This is a genomic window from Priestia sp. YIM B13491 (assembly GCF_042787605.1).
GTDB classification, from domain to species: Bacteria; Bacillota; Bacilli; order Bacillales; family Bacillaceae_H; genus Priestia; species Priestia megaterium_E.
In genome coordinates, this window is record NZ_JBHZOR010000002.1 from 929,925 (window position 1) to 947,728 (window position 17,804).

The window sequence follows — 17,804 nt, forward strand, 5'->3', positions numbered from 1 at the left end:
CTTTTTTCATCTATATACTGCTATACCGTCTCATTTACGTTCGAGATATGAGGTTTATCCGATACTTTACCAACTTTATTTAATCGATCAATCAATCCAACACCAAATTCTGGATGAAGGTTACCATCTCCTGTCGCTACGAAACTTTCACGAAATTCGTATGCGGATGAACCGTGTTCAGCAAAATCTAAACCAGCAATTTCTTCTTCGCTTGATACTCGAATAGAAGAAAAACGCGTGAGAACAAATAAGAATAACCCAACCGTTCCAATTGTCCAGCCCATCACAGCTATGATTCCAAGAGCTTGAATACCTAATAGCTGTACGCCTCCGCCATAAAATAAACCATTAGCCGTATCAAACAGCCCCACTGCTAACGTCCCCCAAATACCGCAAATTCCATGAACAGTAATAGCACCAACTGGATCATCTAACTTCATTTTGCTATCGATAAAATGCACAGCTTCTACTAGAATAATTCCTGCAATTAGCCCAATGACGATTGCACCTGGAATCGATACGTTTGCTGTTCCAGCTGTAATTCCTACAAGTCCAGCTAAAGCACCGTTTAATGTTAAGCTAGCGTCAATACGTTTGTAGCGAAACTTTGTATATAAAGCAGAAGACAGGACTCCGCATGACCCAGACATTAATGTAGTTGCGATGATTCCTGGTACAAGGGCAGGATCCGCTGCTAATGTACTTCCTCCATTAAATCCAAACCAGCCAAACCAGAGGATAAATACACCTAATGCGCCAAGTGGAATATTATGTCCTTGAATAGCATTGACTTTTCCATCGCTTCCATACTTTCCAAGACGTGCTCCTAGAAAAGTAACTGCTACAGCCGCACCAAGAGCTCCAGTCAAATGAACAACTGTCGACCCTGCAAAATCTACGAAGCCTAGTTTAGACAACCATCCTCCTCCCCACACCCAGTGACCTACAACTGGATAAATAACAGCTACCATAGCAATTGTTAGCATCATATAGCTCGATAATTTCATACGTTCTGCTACCGCTCCTGAAATAATCGTAGCGCATGTTGCTGCGAAAACAATTTGAAAGACAAAAAAGCTCATTTGATCGCTTTCTCCATTTAAAAAGAAACCGCTCGAACCGATAAATCCTCCTTTAGAATTTCCAAACATGAGCGCAAAACCAACCACAAAATACAAGACGGAAGACACAGCTACCGTTAGCATATTTTTCATTAAGATATTAAGCGAATTTTTCGAACGAGTGAAGCCTGTTTCAACCATCGCAAACCCTGCGTGCATTAAAAACACAAGTACTGCCCCAAACATTACCCACATCATGTCAATTGATGCGCTGACTGATTCAACAGTTGGGTCAGCCGCATTAACGCGTGTTGCCGCCAACAAACTAACAAACAAAGCCGCACTAATTTTCTTTTTCAACGCTTAACTCCCCCTCTATTAAAATAACACTCTCTTTTTATAAAATAGCCTCTACACCTGCTTCTCCTGTTCTAATTCGTACAGCATCCTCTACCGGATATACAAAAACCTTTCCGTCGCCTATTTGATTCGTGGAACAAATTGATTGAATGATCTTAATGACTTCATCAACTTGTTCTGTTTCTAAAATCATTTCTACCTTCACTTTAGGTACTAGTTTGATTTCAAAACTTTGTCCCCTGAACAGTCCCTGCTCTCCTTTTTGCTGACCGCATCCTGCTACTTCTGAGACCGTTAATCCGTTTATTCCTACTTCCTCTAATTTTACGCGCAGTGCTTGAAATTTTTCTGGACGAATGATGGCTTCTACTTTTTTCATCGTAACCCCTCTTCCATGTTAGTTTTATTCACATTTAATGTTATGTATATTATCATATAGATAATTTTCTGAATATTCAAGTTAATATGTGATAAAAATGAGACTTTTTTCTTATTTACATAATAGTTAACGCTTTCATATCTTTTCAAAAAAAAGTAACGCAAAGGAAAAGTAATTCCTTTGCGTTACCCCGTAGAAATAGATGTCATAATTTTCTTTTTTACTTGACTTGTGACAAAGTGCTTTTCTGTAAATACGTCATAATTTTCTTTTCGAATTTTATCAAGAATCGCTCGGTATAAATGCGCCGCTCCTGTAAGAGGCAAACGAGAAGCGACCGGATATTTATGAATCGACTGAAGTCCTTTTATATAATACACCTCCGCTTCTTTGGCCAGGTGCTCCCACATCTCTATAAATTCAGAAGTGACCCACCGGTTCTCTAATAGCATGCGCGTGTATCCGTAAGAATTCATAAGGTCTTTCGGTAAATAAATGCGCCCTCGCTCTAAGTCTTCCCCAACGTCTCTTAAAATGTTGGTCAGCTGCATTGCAATGCCTAATGCAACTGCTTCTTCTTCTAATTCTTTATGAGTAGTTGGAGCTAAAATCGGTAAAAGCATTAACCCTACCGTACTCGCTACATGATAAGAGTATGTTTTCACTTCATCAAGCGTATCGTATTCTTTTTTTACTAAATCCATTCTCTGGCCGGTAATCATATCATCAAACGCTTGAACATTCATCTCATATTGTTCAAATACATTGCGCAGAGCTACCCACATGGCGCTTTCGTTCAATAGTTCTCCATTTTTAAATCGGACAAATTCTGATTCAAATTGCTGCAGCTCTATTTCAGGGTTGCATCCTTCATCTACAATATCATCGACTTGACGGCAAAATGCATATACTGCCCATACTGCCTTTCTTTGTTTTGACGGCAGCATGGAAAAAGCTTTGTAAAACGTTTTTGAGTTTTCTTTAATAATTTCTTCACACTGATTGTACGCTTTGTCTAACGAAATGTTCATCATATAGGACCCCTTTCTCTATTAAAGGACAAACCATCTTTTCCTTATGGCTTACAAGATCTTAAGAAAGCTTTGCAACCGTTTGAACAGATGATTGTTCAATAAGATGATCAGCTAACATTTTTGCTCCTTGCATAACAATTGGCACGCCTCCGCCTGGATGAATAGATGCTCCGACCGCAAAGACATTTTTATATTCGTACGGCTGGTACTGGGGTCTGAATACGCCCGATTGAAACAGCTCAGGAGCAATACCAAAGCTTCCTCCTTCGTAAAGTCCAAATGCTTGAGCATCATTTGGCGTGCGTACTTTTACCCACTCTATTTCTTTACGAAGCTCTTCAAACCCTTTTTCTTCTAAAGTTCGAATGATTCCATCAACAAAATCTTGCTGATTGCTCCAATCAATGTGGCCGCCTGATGGAACCGGTATAAGTGCATATAGCACACTTTTCCCTTCAGGGGCTAACGATGGATCAATAACAGAGGGATTAAATGTATAAACAGCGGGATCTTCAGGAATCGTTTTATGCTTAAACACTGCTTCCATATGTTTAGCTAAATCATTGCCCATAAAGTATTGATGCACATTGTGATGATCATATTTTCTCTTCAAACCAAGATAAAGCAGGAGACAGCTGGACGAAGGCACATACTTCTTTTCTTTTTTTCGAGCAATTTTCGCCATATTAGGAAAGTCGCCATTTAAAACAACTTGATCAAATGGATAAAGTTTTTCGTCAACAATAACCCCTTCCGTTTTGTCTCCTGATATAGAAAGCTCTTGAACCGCCTTATTCAAATGAATGTTTACACCTTGCTCTATCAGCGCCTTTTCAAGAAGTGGCACAAGACTTGCGTATCCGCCTTTTACGTAATAGATGCCATGAGCATGCTCACTGTAAGGAACAAGGGAATAAATAGCTGGCGCCGAATAAGGATTTCCCCCAATATAGAGAGATTGCAGGGAATAGGCATCTACTAGACGTTCATCATGGAAATACGTTGAAACAAATTTTCTCATTGATTTATTTGCATTCATTTTTTTTAATGCCTTGATGTTTTGCCATGTCCAAAAATCTCGTTTATTTACAAATGTTTTTTCCAAAAATGCCTTACTTCCTAATTCAAATCGCTTTTTTAATTCAGTCATAAAACGCCGGTAGTTTTGCTCTTCGCCTGGAAACAAACGGCTAATTTCCTCTAACTGATCTTTTTCAGTCGCTTTTTTTGTATAGGTCGTACCGTCTGGAAAATGAATATCATAAAGTGGATCACAGCGTATTAGTTCATATTGAGAAGCAGAAATGCCTGCTTCATCTAAAATACGTTCAAGCATTAAAGGCAGTAAGACAATCGTGGGACCTTCATCAATTTTATAACCGTCTTTTTCTACAAACGCCAGCCGGCCGCCCAGCTTGTTTTCTTTTTCGAAAATATCAACAGAAAATCCTCGTTTGCTTAATAACAAAGCGGTAATCAAACCGCCTATGCCGCCTCCAACAATTGCTGTTCTCATAATGCACTCTCCATTTCCTTCATGGTTTTAAACGGCTCATTCAGTAATTGTCCGTCTCTTTTTAAGATGAGCTTTGTCGTAATGCGAGATGATTCCAGAATAGTTGGTAGACCGCTTCCTGGATGAGTTCCTCCTCCAACTAGCCAGCAGTTTTCTAATTCTTCAAATTTATTATGCGGACGCAGCACCATCATTTGAGTGAGCTGATGTCCAAGGTTAAATGTCGCTCCTTTATAGACCAGCACGTCTTCTTCCCACTGCTTTGGTGAAATGATTTTTTCAACTTCAATATGACTCTCTAAATCTTTGAAACCCGTTTTCTGTTCTACAATTTTTAATACTGCATCCCGGAAATCTTTTTGTTTTTCATCCCAGTTTACACCACTGAAATTATTTGGAACCGGCGCTAAAATATAAAGAGCAGACTTTCCTTCCGGTGCTAAAGTTGGGTCCGTTACCACAGGGTTTTGAATGTAGATAGAAGGGTCTTCTGAAAGAGCTAGCGTTTTCGTAATTTCTTCTACATTTTTTTTATAATCTTCAGCGAACACAATCGTGTGATGAGGCAGGTCTTTGTACTGTTTGTCTATGCCTAGATAAATCATGAAAGTAGAACAAGAGTATTTTTTCTTTTCAAGTTTTTTAACTGCATATTTTTTAAGGGTACCTTCATCTATTAAATTCGTCATGGCATGAGCAAAATCTCCATTGATAATGACGTCGTCTGCCCCTATTCGCTCTCCATTTTCTAGAATAATTCCTTTTACTCTCTTATTTTCAATCCATAGTTTTTGGACACCTTGGTTTAAGTGGATGTGCCCTTGATGTTCTTCCACTACTTTTGCCATTGCTTGAGATAGTTGGTTTACTCCTCCTATTGGATGGAAGATACCGTAAGCGTGTTCCATAAACGATAAAATAGAAAAGGCTCCTGGACATTCCCAAGGGGACATTCCCAAGTACTTCGATTGAAAAGTAAAAGCTAATTTCAATTTCTCATCAGTGAAATACTTGCCAAGTACATCATAGAGCGTTTTACCTAAGGATAAATGCGGCAGTGCTCGAATTGCTTCAGGCTTTAAATAGTGATGAAAACGATCCATCTCGCCCTGCAATAAAGGCAGCAAAGCCGCCATCTTCGCTTCGGTGTCTTTCATAAAGCGTTCATAGCCTTCTCCGTTTCCTGGGTATAAACGTTCGATTTCTTCTTTCATCTTTTTATGATTATCCGTCATCTGAATCTGCGCATCATCGAAAATAAGCTCATACATGAGATTTAGACGTTTTAAGTCCATATAATCATGCGCATTGCGATTAGCAGCTTGAAATAATTCTTCAAAAATCTGTGGCATGCTCAAAAATGTAGGACCCATATCAAACGTATAACCCGACATTTTAATCGCTGAATTTCGCCCGCCCACGTATCCTTGCTTTTCATATACATCTACTTTATAGCCATGACTTGCTAACAGCATCGCTGCCGCTAGTCCTCCTGGACCTGCTCCAATCACGATTACGTTTTTTTGCATACATACACTCCTAATCCTATACAATAGTTATACAAACATTATACAAAGCTTTATTATTAAACACAACGATAAACTGCTTGTCTTTATTCGAATCATAAAATTACCAATAACTAAACCATTAAAATATGACGTTTGTACCATTTTTCCAGGGTTTCAGTACACTTTCCCTTTATTCGGTGCTTTCAAGCTTTTATTTTATATCTATGTAAAGTTATACAAAAATAGACTGCGGTCTTCTTCTCTAGTTAAACGTACAAAAAAGAGAAACAGATGACTTATTTCATAAAAAAAACCCTCTGTACTGAGAGGGTCCTGTCATTCCACAATTTGAATATTATTGTGAGTAAACCAGACGTGAATTTGAGCTAGATGAGCTAGCAGCTGGGGTCCTGTCATTAATTGACCAAACCACGGTGCTTTAAATCCTTCTCCGCCTGTATCAATAATATGCTTTAACTGCTGCTTATCAAAAAATTCATGAAGAGGTGACTGTTTATCTTGTAAAAGAGATTGAAGCCATACAGTTACAGCTTTTGTATAAGCTGGGTTATGCGTTTTAGGATAAGGGCTTTTCTTGCGATAAAGAACGTCATGAGGCAAAATTCCTTCAAGCGCTTTTCGTAAAATCCCCTTCTCTTTATTGCCCGTCATTTTCATCTCCCACGGAATATTCCATGCATATTCCACAAGGCGATGATCTGCAAAAGGTACGCGTACTTCTAAGCTCGCGCCCATGCTCATACGATCTTTACGATCTAATAAAGTTGTCATAAACCAAATCTGATTTAAATAAAACAGCTTTCTCCGCTGCGCATCTTCTAACGATTCACCCTCTAATTCAGGCACTTCCTTTAATGTTTCTTCATATCTTGCACGCACATAATCTTCTAACTGTAATTTCTTTCTCCATGAGCTTTGCAGCAAATCAATTCGAGCATCTAATGAACGCATCCACGGGAAGGTATCCGAAGACAAATCATGTTTTCGGTGAAACCACGGATATCCGCCAAAAATTTCATCCGCACATTCTCCTGATAAGCTCACGACAAAATCTTGTTTGATTTCACGGCAAAACCAAAGCAGCGATGAATCTACATCAGCCATTCCAGGAAGGTCTCTCACCTCTACAGCCTCTGTTAAATGCTGCACAAGGTCCTCCGTTGAAATAATGCAGCGGTGATGATTTGTTTGAAACGTATCCGACATGAGCTTGATATAAGTTCCATCAGAATTTGGCTGAAACTCATTTGCTTTAAAAAATTTATCATTGTCTTCATAATCGATAGAATACGTATGAAGAGAGCCCTTGCCGCTTTCTTTGAACGCATTTGCAGCAATTGCTGTAATGGCGCTTGAATCTACTCCACCTGATAAAAATGTACAAACCGGGACATCCGACACTAGCTGTCTTACAATCGCGTCTTGCACTAAAAATTTAACTTTTTCTGTAGTTTCACCTAAATCATCTGTATGCTGCTCACTTTTCACGTTCCAGTATCGCCAAATTTTCAACCCGTTACGAGTAAGCGTGAGCGCGTGAGCCGGGCGCAATTCATTTATTTCTTTAAATACTCCATGGCCGGGAGAACGAGAAGGTCCTAAGCCAAACACTTCTGCTAATCCATCTAATCCTACTTCCGCTTTCACCTCAGGATGAGCTAATATCGCTTTTAACTCCGATGCAAATTGAATTCCACCTTCATAAGATCGATAGAATAAGGGCTTCACTCCCATTCTGTCGCGTGCTATAAATAACTTTTCATTGGCTTCATCCCAGATTGAAAAAGCAAAGATACCGTTAAAATGATCTACGCATGATTCTTTCCATTCTATATAAGATGTTAGAAGTACTTCCGTATCTGAATGTCCCTGAAATTGATAACCTCTTTTTAGTAATTCTTTCCGAATATCTTCCGTGTTGTAAAGCTCTCCATTATAGCAAAGCGTATAGAGCTGTTCATTTTTTTCTCTTGTCATGGGCTGTCTTCCGCCTTGAGGATCTACTACAACTAAGCGTTTGTGCCCAAAAGCAACATGCTGCTGTGTCCATACGTTGGTGTCATCAGGACCTCTTTTCGATAAAGTGTCAGCCATTTTTGTTATTGTTGCTGTTTCATTTAAAAGCGATCGCTTTAAGTCGACCCAACCCGTTATACCACACATCGTTTATCATCCTTTCTTTCACGCTCTTGTTTATGAATGAAATAATGCCATTGTATGCACGCAATAGTTACAGTTGAATTGTCCTTATATTTTATTTTCACTTTCGAGTTATAAAGAGAGCTTTTTTAGGCAATAAAAAAATATGGATAAATTTCACACGGAGGTTTGATTATGACTCATTATTCTAAACAACAAGCTCTGAACAATCAGCCGCGTTCCTTCGTGATTGGTACGGTTGAATGTGTTGATTCACAGTGGATTTTCTTTGAAGATGAAAGTGACGAAGCTTCCATGCTCCATGAAGTAATGGATGATACATTAGAACTTCTTATTGATACACGCTGGGAAAAAGCCATTATGGTTGATGACCGTCAAATAAAGCTTCACGATGGAACCTATTTATTGCGAAATGGGGATAAGCTAAGACTGACTAAAAAGCTACCTTATGCATACGAACAGCTTCTTCAATCGCTACCGAAAGAGACCTTTTTATCATTCACTCAGCACTTAAATTCATTAAAATTCTCTCTTTATGATTGTATTTACTGTCACAACACATTATGTTTTTTACCGACAGACGGTGATACAAAAGGTGCTAATTTTATCATTTATGACAATGAGGAGAAAATTTGTGCCGTTCAGCATTTATTCGAACGAGGCACGCATCACCTAGATCGATTTGAATATACCGTTAATGATGGAGAACGTTCAATGAATCTTTTTTTAGATTAAAGCAAAAGAAAAAAGCTATCTTATCCAAGATAGCTTTTTTCTTATCCTAGTACGACATATCCGTAATAGAATACTAAGATAAGCGCAATTACAAGAACTGCCCAAGCAACGCCTGTACGCTTTCTTTTTTCAGTACGAACAAGTACCATTTCCATTCCCACAAGCACTAACACTCCGGCAATTCCTTTAATGAGCGCTGCGCCTTGAAAATGGTACCAAGCTGCTAACATATGCAGACCTGATACTAATACTAATAAGTATAGGAGTCTCGCCACCATATGTAGGATTTTTTGACCTTTAGCTTTACCTGCTCGATGTAAAATCAACGAAACCACAAACGAGATAATTAATAATGTCCAAAGCGTTACATGAATATGTAGTGGAGCCATTCATCTCACGTCCTTTCTGAAAATATCATATCATGAAAACCTTTCCTTCACCAATAATATAAGGAAGAAAAAGGATTTTTAGCGACTGCGTCCATAAGTAGCATACCGAATGAGTTTTTCAAGGGGTCCATCTGAAAATAGGCTCATCCATATCCGGCTTCCCAGCAGTTGAATAAAAATGATAATCCCCGCAATAGCCAAACCTTCTACAATTGAAATATGTCCGTAGTATCCTAACCCATATGAGTAAAAAAGAAATGTGCATACAATGGACTGGACAATATAATTAGTTAAAATCATTCTCCCCAAAAGGGCAAATGGCTGCATGACTTTTTGAATAGATACACTTCGCATAGCTAATGTGACCAACGTTACAATAAAAATTGCTCCTGCCGTTCCTCCGATTGTATCGTGAATATACGATGTCGCTACATTGTGATCTAAAACATACGGCAATACGGATGATGATGCATACACGATGAATGAAATAAGACAAAGCCACTTTGTCTCCACTATATATTCTTCTATTTCTTCGAACCACTCGCTTTTTGCCATAAAACCGCCTAATAAAAACAGTGGAAATAGCGATAAAAACAGAAAAGGAACCGTATTTAAATTATACGCGTAGTACCAATCAAGCAAGCGCTGATGAAAGATTGACGCAAAACTTCCGTGTCCATATGCTTGAAGCGCTTGGTCAATAATAGGCTGGTGAATTCCCGCTGCTGTCTCTCCTTCGTTAACAAAAGCCGCTACTGTTAAAATAACAATCATAATCACAGCATAAATGCTAAATATTCCGGTTCCCCACGCTAATAACACTTCTTTCTTTGCTTCTTGAAAAAATAGCATGATCAAAGCAAAGAAGCTGTACATCACAATCATATCACCGTGCCAAATAAATAAAGCATGAATAGCACCAACAAGAAGCAAAGCTGTGATTCTTCGTACATAAAAAGGAGTAAAGCTTACTTGCCTTTCGTATGTACGCTGGAACATTTTCACAAAACCAAATCCAAATAAAATAGCGAGCAGCGCGTAGCCTGTCTGCCCTACAACTACATCAACTAATCCATTAGCAACATAATTCATTCTTGAACCGTCCAACAAATTATGGTCGTAATAGGAAGCAGGTGAATAAAAATCCGGCATGTTTATGAGCAAAATACCAATAAGCGCGATTCCTTTTAATACATCTGCTGCCTCAATGCGCTGTTCTTTATCAGCTGCGTTCATTTTGAAACGTTTCATTCTTTCACACCTTACATTATTTCATTATTGCTTTCACATTATATCGAACGCAAAAGTTTTTCTTCAATGTTTACTATTTCCATTCCTCTCTTTAATGTTTTGCTTCCTCCCTGCATATAGATAAAGAAAAATCATTAATCACCTTTTTGTCTAGGCTTCATATGCTGTTACTAGACTAAATTAAAAGGGTGTTTGCCTATGCCTGCCATTGTTGGTGTTGTTAATCTTAACAGTGTTGGTTCAGCCAGCGTCTTTCATATTGGAGATGTTTATACAATAGCCCCTATTTCCACTGCTAAAACATTTGCTGGCGCAGGTTCGTTTAATACAGGCGACGGATTATATGTTGTGAATCAGCAGAGCTCAACCAATACGTCAGACAATGATGTAAATGACCAAAATGTTGCTGGAAATCTATAATAGAAATGAAGCTCATACAGGAGGATGCTTATGAACTTTTACGTGAATCAAAGTATCTGTATTCAAAGTATGAAAATCAGTGCCGTAAGTAACTCTTCAGTACTTCAAATTGGAAGCGTAGGTGTTATTAAACCGAACTCAAATCTCTTTAATACAGGAGGGTTTACAGGCGCTGCACCTACTGAAACAAAAAAAGGCATTCTTGGATCTGTTTCTCCTTCTACCTTTACTCCCGGAACCGGTGCGGGCACTGCCCCAGCTCCTTTCTCACAGTCGTTAACTCCCCCAGTTCGAGACAACGACTGACATGTTACAACCTTCATCGCCATATGTATATATATAACTATTTTCTTTATCAGAAGATAAGGGAATTGAGGTGATTGAAGGTGGATAACATGGACTATATTCAGCAGGTACATCAGTATGTTCAGCAAATGTCTTCGTATATTCAGCAGCAAGAAGAACGCATTGCTCAACTTGAAAAAAACGTACAAGAACTTCAGAAAAAAATAAAAGAGTTAGGTGAACAGCCACCTATTAAAATTGATAAAATTGAATATAAATTTGAACAGTTAAAAATCGATTCTTTAGATGGAACATTAAATATTGGATTAAACCCTCTTACACCTGATAATTTAGAAGATATCATTATCAATGAGAAACCAGAAGTAACGTTTTCGCAAGGAGCTCAGCCACAGGGGCAGCCGCCTCAAGGTGAGCAGCCGGGACAACCCGGAGGTCCTGGACCACAAAATCCTAGCTTAAAACCGTTGAACCGCCAGCTAGAAAAACAGTGGGTCTCTGATATCCACGAAACGATTTTAGCTGAACTTAATCAATATGGATTTTCTATGGTTCAACATGTGCTTGATGAGCGCTCGATGATGATTGATGAATCGTACTACGAGTTTATTTTAGAAGATATTAAAAAGCAGCTGCAGCAGCGGATTACTTTTTATATACAGCAAGTTCAGCCGGAAGAAATGGAACGAAATTTTGAACAAATTAAACCTCAAATTATCGGTAAACTTTATGAAGATATGAAAAAAGGAATTGACGCATTTTTAACGTATTTACCTGAATCTTTAAAGAAAGGTGGACCCCCTTCATGAACTTTAACGTTGTAAACCGCGAATTGCTTGTTGGAGACGTTAGTATTACAGGCGTATCTTCTTCTTCTCTTTTTTTAATTGGTGATGCCAATTACATCTCTCTATCCTCAACATTTGATACGCCGGCTGAATCGTTGATTATCGGACCTTATGTTCCACTATCGTTATCATAAAGGAGCTTACGTATGCTTTCACGCACATCTTCTGTTAATTATATAGAAATTAATTCCTTGTCGGCGAGCTCCTTTTGCCAAATTGGTGATTCAACAGAAATTCATCTACTTAATAAAGCTTTAGCCGATCGGAGACAGTATCCGTTTTTCTACGGTCGAGAAGGAAACTTTGATGATTACGCTATCTTTAATGAGCCTATTCCTCATGGCGATTATGAACCTATTCCCGTTCAAACATGGAATGAAATACCTTTGATCCGCGTTAACAGAATTGATATAAAAGGGTGCTCATTCTCATCAGTTATTCATATTGGATCAACGTGCAATGTTTATGCAGAAGCCCGCATTAAGCATATTCGGGAACTGATCAACGATGAACCTTCAAAGGAAGCTGAAACAGGAACATCAAGTAGTGCTTCTTCACAAGCTAGCAGCAGTGAGTGAACCTTTTAAAAAGCTGCTCATATACTAAATTAATATCATGAAAAAAGGGTGTGAGTCTCATGCCAGCAATAATTGGACCCGTTAGTATCATGAGCGTCGGAGGCGGTGTCGTAACGTTTGGAGATACGTTTTATGTTTCTCCAAAAAGTGCCGCCAAAACGGCGTCAGGCTCTGGTTCTTTAAATACAGGTAACTTTGTTAATACAAATAACGGCATTTCAGGAACAAATACGTTAGATCCAGATTTATTCGATCAAAATATAGCAGCAAATGCTTAAAAAAACCCCTTATCTTTGCTATTAAAGCGGATAAGGGGTTTTTTATTCACTTGGATTTTCGGCTGTTTGATTTCTTGGTTTTAGGTAATTTAGAAGAAGGCTGTTTACGAATCCATTTAATAAAAGAGCTAATTTTAGAATCAGCTTGTAATAAAGAAATCGTATTAAGACGAATGGCTAATTCATCATTTGTGTATAATGCATGAATTTGTTTATGACACGGAATACATAAGTTTGCCGTTGGTTCAAACGCTCCGCCCATTTCCTTTGGCGTTAAATGATGTACGGTCGTCAAGACATCCTGCCTTCCGCATAATTCGCATGTTCCTATCCGCCTGTCTTTTTTGTTCATATAGATTTCCTTCCCTATAAAGTTTCTACTCTTACACTAGTTCCTTTGCCAGAAGGCTCGGACGGCTCAACAATCAAACGTTTTGGCAGGCGAGCACGAAGTTCTTGTACGTGACTGATGACTCCAATTGATAAATTATTTGATTGAAGCTTTTCAAGCGCTGTAACAACGGTATCAAGAAGCTCTCCATCAAGTGTTCCAAATCCTTCATCTAAAAAGAAAAACTGCAGCGGATATTCTCCTCTTAGCTGAATTTGTGCAGATAATGAAAGGGCCAAAGCCAGCGAAGTTAAAAACGTCTCTCCACCGGATAAAGTTGAAACCGGACGTTTTACGCCTCCATTTGCATCATCTCTCATAATAAAGCCGCCTTGGGAATCCACTTCAATCGCATAGCGCTGACGTGTTAATATACCCAGACGCTCTGAAGCATCTCGGCTAACGGATATCAGCTGTTCTTCAGCAATATATTCCACGAAAGCATTTCCTTTAAATACTGTTTGAAGCTTTTGATACTGTTCAAATAACGCTTGTTTTTCTTCACGGTCCTGTTCAAGCACTAAAAATCGCTCATGCCGTTCTTTGACGCTTTTTAACGTTTGCTCAGCTGCTCCCTTGAGCTGAACCGCTTCTTTCACAGCCGCTTTTATATCATGAAGCAGCTGCTGAGTTTCTTCAAATTGGTGCTCTTCTATGGACTGGTGATTCAGCTGAATATTTAACTGTTCAATTGATGACTTCATCTGTTTTATGTTGTCCCAATAAGCCTGAACAGTTTCATCCAACAATTTCATCTCATCATGTGATAACAAAGCTTGCTGAACTTCTTTTCCTTCGCTGAATAAAGAATTCCCTACAGCTTCTTCCCATTTTTCAGCTGCTTTTTTATACTGCATATAAGCTGTTTCTAGAGATTCGCTCGCTGCTTTTTCATCCATTTGCAGCGTTTGATACGCTTTTTGAACAGTCTGCCAATGTTGATATGCCTGCTGTTCATTCGTCTCTAACTCCGCAAGTAAAAGAACTGTTTTTTGCAGCGCCTGTTCAATATCTTCTTGATCTGTAAGCGTACGCAAGCGTTCAATTTGCGAGTGAACAAGAGATTGTTTATGAGACAGCATTGCTTTTAATTCTGTAAATTCTTTTTCGCCCGCATATTTCTCTTCTTTTAGACGTTCGATTTTCTTTTGCTGATTTTCAAAAAATACGCTGCTTTTTTCAATTCGAGCCTTTATTGTCTGCTCTTCTTTTTCTCTTTCAATCAACCTTTCATTAATTTTTTCCATCTCTTCAAATACAAAGGAAGGATAATCTTGTTGAAAAGCTTCTTTTCCTGCTTGTAGCGCCTGTTTTTGCCGATTTACTTTTCCTTCTAATTCAGCTTGCTCTTTTTGATAATGAGCAAGCTCTAATTCAATCTTTTCAAGGCTTTGCTGGACCTTTTGTATCTGCCCGAGAATTGCCTGCTGTTTTTCACTTACCTGCAAATAATCCTGCTCAAGAGATTTGATTTCAACTTCTATTTTCTTAGCATAATGCCCAAAGGCATCTGTATTCATTTCTCCTAAAGCAGGAACTTCGCCAGCTTCGTTCATAAACTCAGCTAACTCAGGTATTTTTTCAACAAGAGGTTTAGCTAGCTGTTCAAGCTGCATTTTGAGCGACGAGTAGCTAAATCGCTGTTCACGCAACTGATTAACTTGATCTTCGAACTGATCCGCTGATTCAGTTGTGATGTCATCTTCTTGTTGGTGTAATACGGGGTTAGGGTGATGCTCAGAGCCACAAACTGGACAAGGCTCACCTTGGGTCAGCTGCTCAGCTAATTGATGAGCAAGACGGCGTGACCATTCTTTTTCTTTGCGTCTTTTTAGATCGCTCATTAAACGATCTGCTTGTTGAAAAAGCTGCTGAAACTCTTTTTCCCGCTCGCATACAGTGTGATACAAGCCTTGAATATCTGAAAATAACCCTTTACTTTGTTCTATTGTTTGCTGCTCTCTCTCTTGATGTGTTTGTTTTTGTGTGTGCAAATGCTTAAGCTGTTCGGCTTTTTCTTTATACGTTTTTTGACCTTCATCTAGATTTTTTTTATCGTTATTCCATACTTGATAACGATAAAATGCTTGCTGAACAGCCTGGCGATAATCAGGTTGAATTTCCACTTTTGTTAATGCTTCTTTTAACTCTTTTTGAAGAGTCAAGCCTTGCTGATACCGCTTATCTGCTTCCATTAATTCATCATTTTTCGCTTGAAGTGCCTGCTGCTTTTGCTGAAGAGAAACTTCCGCTTCTTTTATTTCTTGCTGTCCTTCTTTAATTTGTTTTTGAAGATCAGAAGCTTGTTGAAGCTGTTCTTTTTGAACAACTAATTTGGGCTGCTGTTCATTTTTTTGTAAGCGAGCCTGCTCATATAAACTATTCGATCGCTTATATTCCTCACTTTTTTGAACAATTTGTGCTTTTAATTTTTCTACTTTATCTTCGTAAAGCTTCTGCTGCTTTTCAGCTTGTTCAAATGTTTCTAAATAGGGAAAAAGACGTTCTGCCTGCTGAGCTTTCGTCACCACATCTTGCTTTTGTCTAATCTCCTCTTCCTGCTTAGAAGCATGCACTAGTTTTTCTTCTATCAGTGCTTTTTCCTGCTGCGCTTTCCAAAGAGACGCCTGCTGATCGTATCTTTCCTGCAAATCAGACGCTTCTTTTTCTCGTTTTTCCAAAAGTATAATGCTATCACTTACAAGCTGCTCCGCTTCCGTTACTTTCTCTGTTGAAGCTTCACCTAATCCCGTTTGTTCTGCGGTGATTTTATCTAGGTCTGTCTTTAGCTGCTGAACTTGATAGCGTATTTTCTTACTAAGCTGATCTCCGTACTGCTCGAGATTAAAAAGACGCTGAAGCATTTGACGACGCTCCGTTCCTTTTAACGATAAAAACTCCGCAAATTTTCCTTGCGGTAATACAACAGCTCTTGTAAAATCATCAATTGTTAAACCAAGAAGCTCCTGTACCTGCTGGTTTACATCATTTGTTTTATCTGCTAATACGTACGTTTCATCTTCGATTTCAATCAATCGACTTGAAGTTGATTTTACACGAAGCTCATCCGTCCGTTTAAAGCTTCTTTCAACAGTATAGCGTTTTTTATGACTAGCGTTTTCCAGCTCGAACGTAAACGATACTTTCAGTTCATTTTCCCCGTGATTTAAAATTCCTTGTGTATTATTGGCTGCACGCTCTACTTTTCCGTATAAAGCTAGTGTAATGGCATCCAAAATGGAGGATTTCCCGCTTCCTGTAGGACCAAATATTCCAAACACACCGCCTGAACACAGCACTTCAAAGTCGACAGTTTGTTTTTCTCTAAAACTGTGAAGCCCCGAAACGGTCAAGTTAATAGGTTTCATTTTTCATCCTCCTTTCCCGATACTTCTTCATCGTTAATCAAGGTTAAAAACAGTTTGACTAATTCATCATCAGGTGCCCCTCCGCCGGTTTGCCTGCTGTAGAACTTTGTAAACAGTTCTTCGATCGGCACTTCGCGCTGTGAACGTGTTTCGAGTGCTAGTTCTTCTGCTTTGAATACCGGACGGATATGAATAAAACCTGGATGAAGCTTGCGAAGACGATGGATTTCTTCTAGTGAAAGTGCATCTTCTACGTGAACTTCTAAATCAACCCATGCCTCCGTATCTTTTTGCTCATCAAGCCACGTATATACTTCTGCCAATCCGTTTTTCGCTTTCCAACGTGTCAAAGGCTTTCCGCTGGATAATGGAATTTCAGTCATCTCAATCTCTTTTCCTGGCTTAGCGTCTAAAATGGTAACGGACTTTGCATAGCCTGACTCTGAAAAACTATAAGCAAGAGGTGAACCGGAATATCTTGCAAGGGTGCTGGCGCGATTGATCATTTGCGGGCGATGCAAATGTCCTAATGCTACATATTGAGCATTAGCAGGTAAACTAGTTGCCGCCACCGTATAAGCTCCTCCTACTTCAATTGGACGTTCTGAGTCCGTTGAACTTCCGCCTGCTACGTAAATATGACTCATGGCAATATTAACGGTATCTGTTGTGAACTGCTCACTCATTTTATCAAAAATACCTTTTACTCTGGCATCATATGAGTTTCGAAGAGCCAGCTCATCATTTTCTTCTGCTAAAAGTTCCTTTAACCTTGATTCAGATGGGTAAGGAAGAGCCGCAACCTTTAACACTTCATCTGATGTAGGAATGTGAATGCTTTCTACATCGGTAGTAGGCAAACCAAGAAGCGTAATATTTTGATGAACAGCTAATGGAGAAGCCGCCGACAGCCGGTCTGGGTTGTCATGATTACCTGCAATAACAATAATCGGACGTTTTCCATTGTTGCTCAACCTAGACATACTTTCGTAAAAAAGCTGCTCTGCCGCTGCTGGAGGGTTAACCGTATCAAAGGCATCTCCCGCCATGAGAATAGCATCTATCTTTTCTTCTTCCACAATGTCTGCCAGTTCATCTAAAAACTGTGCTTGCTCAGCCAGGCGGCTTCGACCTTCTAACGTTCGCCCCAAATGCCAATCTGCTGTATGTAATAAACGCATGTTACTCTCTCCTTATTGGTGAA

At 39.1% G+C, this 17,804-nt stretch carries 18 protein-coding genes; 7 read left to right on the top strand and 11 right to left on the bottom strand.

Going from position 1 to position 17,804, the window contains the following annotated elements; genetic code table 11:
* Nucleotides 1-20: 20 nt before the first annotated feature.
* The 6 genes from ACFX4E_RS10685 to asnB form a co-directional block, all read right to left on the bottom strand.
* Complete coding sequence (locus ACFX4E_RS10685) at nt 21-1,421, bottom strand: ammonium transporter (protein WP_034275482.1); 1,401 nt, start codon at nt 1,419-1,421, stop codon at nt 21-23.
* 37 nt (nt 1,422-1,458) lie between these two features.
* Nucleotides 1,459-1,800, bottom strand: coding sequence for a P-II family nitrogen regulator (locus tag ACFX4E_RS10690; protein ID WP_025749925.1), 342 nt, complete (start codon nt 1,798-1,800; stop codon nt 1,459-1,461).
* 185 nt (nt 1,801-1,985) lie between these two features.
* The gene (locus ACFX4E_RS10695; RefSeq protein ID WP_377237319.1) at nt 1,986-2,834 is read right to left on the bottom strand and encodes a phytoene/squalene synthase family protein; all 849 of its coding nucleotides are present in this window, start codon (nt 2,832-2,834) and stop codon (nt 1,986-1,988) included.
* A gap of 58 nt (nt 2,835-2,892) precedes the next feature.
* Nucleotides 2,893-4,350, bottom strand: a complete 1,458-nt coding sequence (locus ACFX4E_RS10700) for a phytoene desaturase family protein (RefSeq protein ID WP_028407434.1) — start codon at nt 4,348-4,350, stop codon at nt 2,893-2,895.
* Complete coding sequence (locus tag ACFX4E_RS10705) at nt 4,347-5,879, bottom strand: phytoene desaturase family protein (RefSeq protein ID WP_098248700.1); 1,533 nt, start codon at nt 5,877-5,879, stop codon at nt 4,347-4,349. The genes ACFX4E_RS10700 and ACFX4E_RS10705 overlap by 4 nt, the downstream gene beginning before the upstream one ends.
* A gap of 315 nt (nt 5,880-6,194) precedes the next feature.
* Nucleotides 6,195-8,042 (bottom strand): asparagine synthase (glutamine-hydrolyzing), encoded by a 1,848-nt coding sequence (asnB, locus tag ACFX4E_RS10710; RefSeq protein WP_025749930.1) that lies wholly within the window; start codon nt 8,040-8,042, stop codon nt 6,195-6,197.
* Nucleotides 8,043-8,213: 171 nt separating this feature from the next.
* Here asnB and ACFX4E_RS10715 point away from each other — a divergent pair, with 171 nt between their 5' ends.
* The gene (locus tag ACFX4E_RS10715; protein WP_016763009.1) at nt 8,214-8,774 is read left to right on the top strand and encodes a DUF2777 domain-containing protein; all 561 of its coding nucleotides are present in this window, start codon (nt 8,214-8,216) and stop codon (nt 8,772-8,774) included.
* Between the two features lie 41 nt (nt 8,775-8,815).
* Here ACFX4E_RS10715 and ACFX4E_RS10720 read toward each other — a convergent pair whose 3' ends face one another.
* Together ACFX4E_RS10720 and ACFX4E_RS10725 are read right to left on the bottom strand one after the other, a co-directional pair.
* Nucleotides 8,816-9,163, bottom strand: a complete 348-nt coding sequence (locus ACFX4E_RS10720) for a DUF1516 family protein (protein ID WP_013055360.1) — start codon at nt 9,161-9,163, stop codon at nt 8,816-8,818.
* 78 nt (nt 9,164-9,241) lie between these two features.
* Nucleotides 9,242-10,414 (bottom strand): DUF418 domain-containing protein, encoded by a 1,173-nt coding sequence (locus ACFX4E_RS10725; protein WP_377237318.1) that lies wholly within the window; start codon nt 10,412-10,414, stop codon nt 9,242-9,244.
* Nucleotides 10,415-10,612: 198 nt separating this feature from the next.
* On the opposite strand from ACFX4E_RS10725, the gene ACFX4E_RS10730 reads away from it, so the two are divergent.
* The 6 genes from ACFX4E_RS10730 (at nt 10,613) to ACFX4E_RS10755 (ending at nt 12,841) form a co-directional block, all read left to right on the top strand.
* The gene (locus tag ACFX4E_RS10730; protein WP_013055358.1) at nt 10,613-10,834 is read left to right on the top strand and encodes a spore germination protein; all 222 of its coding nucleotides are present in this window, start codon (nt 10,613-10,615) and stop codon (nt 10,832-10,834) included.
* Between the two features lie 30 nt (nt 10,835-10,864).
* Complete coding sequence (locus ACFX4E_RS10735) at nt 10,865-11,140, top strand: spore germination protein GerPB (RefSeq protein WP_016763006.1); 276 nt, start codon at nt 10,865-10,867, stop codon at nt 11,138-11,140.
* A gap of 89 nt (nt 11,141-11,229) precedes the next feature.
* Complete coding sequence (gene gerPC / locus ACFX4E_RS10740) at nt 11,230-11,946, top strand: spore germination protein GerPC (protein WP_028407430.1); 717 nt, start codon at nt 11,230-11,232, stop codon at nt 11,944-11,946.
* Nucleotides 11,943-12,119 (top strand): hypothetical protein, encoded by a 177-nt coding sequence (locus tag ACFX4E_RS10745; RefSeq protein ID WP_013055355.1) that lies wholly within the window; start codon nt 11,943-11,945, stop codon nt 12,117-12,119. The genes gerPC and ACFX4E_RS10745 overlap by 4 nt, the downstream gene beginning before the upstream one ends.
* A 12-nt stretch (nt 12,120-12,131) precedes the next feature.
* Nucleotides 12,132-12,563, top strand: a complete 432-nt coding sequence (locus ACFX4E_RS10750) for a spore germination protein GerPE (RefSeq protein ID WP_028407429.1) — start codon at nt 12,132-12,134, stop codon at nt 12,561-12,563.
* Between the two features lie 59 nt (nt 12,564-12,622).
* On the top strand, nt 12,623-12,841 hold the full coding sequence (locus ACFX4E_RS10755) for a spore germination protein (RefSeq protein WP_025749935.1): 219 nt from the start codon (nt 12,623-12,625) through the stop codon (nt 12,839-12,841).
* A 46-nt stretch (nt 12,842-12,887) separates the two neighbouring features.
* Here ACFX4E_RS10755 and ACFX4E_RS10760 read toward each other — a convergent pair whose 3' ends face one another.
* From ACFX4E_RS10760 to ACFX4E_RS10770, 3 genes are read right to left on the bottom strand one after another with little or no spacing between them, the layout of a single operon-like run.
* Entirely contained in the window at nt 12,888-13,193 is a 306-nt protein-coding gene (locus ACFX4E_RS10760; RefSeq protein ID WP_028407428.1) for an HNH endonuclease, read from the bottom strand.
* Nucleotides 13,194-13,207: 14 nt separating this feature from the next.
* A complete protein-coding gene (locus tag ACFX4E_RS10765) occupies nt 13,208-16,600 on the bottom strand; it encodes an AAA family ATPase (RefSeq protein WP_098248703.1) in 3,393 nt (1,130 codons plus the stop codon).
* Entirely contained in the window at nt 16,597-17,781 is a 1,185-nt protein-coding gene (locus ACFX4E_RS10770; protein ID WP_098525536.1) for an exonuclease SbcCD subunit D, read from the bottom strand. Before ACFX4E_RS10770 ends, ACFX4E_RS10765 begins: the two co-directional genes overlap by 4 nt.
* Nucleotides 17,782-17,804 lie beyond the last annotated feature (23 nt).